General features: G+C 76.9%; 1 protein-coding gene. It reads left to right on the top strand.

Annotation, left to right across the window (positions count from 1 at the left end; translation table 11 throughout):
* A partial coding sequence (locus ABD323_RS37810) for a GumC domain-containing protein (protein WP_486327163.1) occupies positions 1-1,548 on the top strand: 1,548 nt, incomplete at both ends.

Genomic DNA, 1,548 nt, shown 5'->3' with positions numbered 1-1,548 from the left:
TGCTCCCCGCCCTCGGCGCGACCCGCACCACCGTCTACCGCCGCCTCGAACTGCTCGCCCCGACTGCTCTCCCGGCCTTCCGCCGGGGCGACCTGCTCTCCCGCCTGGTCTCCGACGTGGACGCGATCCAGGACCACTACCTCCGCTGGAAGCTCCCGGCCGCCATCGCCGTCACCGTCTCCGTGCTCTCCTCCCTCGCGCTCGGCGCCTTCCTGCCCGCCGCCGGTGCCGTCTCCGGCGTCGGCCTGCTGCTCGCCGCCGCGATGATCGGCGCCGTCGCCCACCGTCGCGGCGCGCAGCAGCGCGCCCTCCGCCCGCGGCACCGGATCCCGATGCCCACTCCCGCGGCCGCCACCTTCGAGTCCGAATTGAAGGCCCGTCAGAGCAGCACCGGGCTGGACCTGTTGAACCGTTCGCTGCGCACCATGGCCCGCAACGTGAGCCGCACCGGCAAGCGGCTGCCCGCGCTGGCCGCCGTGCGGATCACCACCGGCGGCACCATCGAGCTGCACCTGCCCGCCGCCGCCGTCCCGATCGCGCCGTTCCGTGCCGCGCACGCCACCAACGTCTGGTGGTGCGCGGCCGACTCCGGAGACCTGCTCTCGGTCCAGCAGGCGGCCAAGATCCCGGCGCCGTACCCCGCGCTGGTCACGCTGGGCAGTGCGGCCGACGGCGCGGCCGTGCTCGCGGACCTGGAGACGGTCCGGCTGATGCACCTGTCCGGGCACCCCGACGACGCCCGCGGCGTGCTGCGCACCATCGCGCTCGAACTCGCGCACAGCCCGCTCGCCGACCGGCTCAACCTGCACCTGGTGGGCTTCCCCGACGACCTGCCGGTCTCCGACACGGTCGCCGACCGGGTGCACCGCTACCCGACCCTGGAGGCCGCCCTCGGCGCGCTCGGCCCGCGCACCGCGAACGCCCGGGCGACGCTGCTCGCCGCCGGCGCCGCCCACCCGCGCGACGCGCGCAGCCGCGGGAACGCCGACGCGGCCTGGATCCCGGAGATCGTGCTCTCGGCGCAGCCGCCGATCGGCGACGTGCCGCTGGAGCTCGGCCGGCTGCTGGACAGCCGGCCGCGGACCTGCCTCGCGGTGATCGCCCGCGCGCCCGAGCGCGGCGCGGGACCGGTGGCGCGCTGGACCCTGCCGAGCAGCGGCCCGGCCACCCTGCCCGGGCTGCACCTCTCGCTCCAGCTCCAGCGCCTGACCGACGACCAGTACGGGCACTGGACCGAGCTGATGCACACCGCCGCCTCCACCGCCCAGCAGCCGGCGCCGTCCTGGACCTTCGACGGCGAGGAGATCGAGCCCGCCGACCTGCCCAGGCCGGTGCCGGTGCTGGCCGGCGCCGGCGCGGGCGGTGCGGGCGCCGCGCCGTTCGTCGGTGCCTCGCTGCCGGACGGGGAGCCGGAGGTCGGCCCGCGGCTGATCGCCCGGCTGATCGGGACGGGCAGCAGCCCGTTCGCCACCGTCAACCCGGCGGCGGCGATCCTCCCGGTGGCACCGGTGGCACCGACCGCGCCACTGACCCCGACCACCTCCCCCG

The organism is Kitasatospora nipponensis (genome assembly GCF_039528135.1).
GTDB classification, from domain to species: Bacteria; Actinomycetota; Actinomycetes; order Streptomycetales; family Streptomycetaceae; genus Kitasatospora; species Kitasatospora nipponensis.
This window is presented reverse-complemented; position numbering and strand designations above follow the sequence as displayed.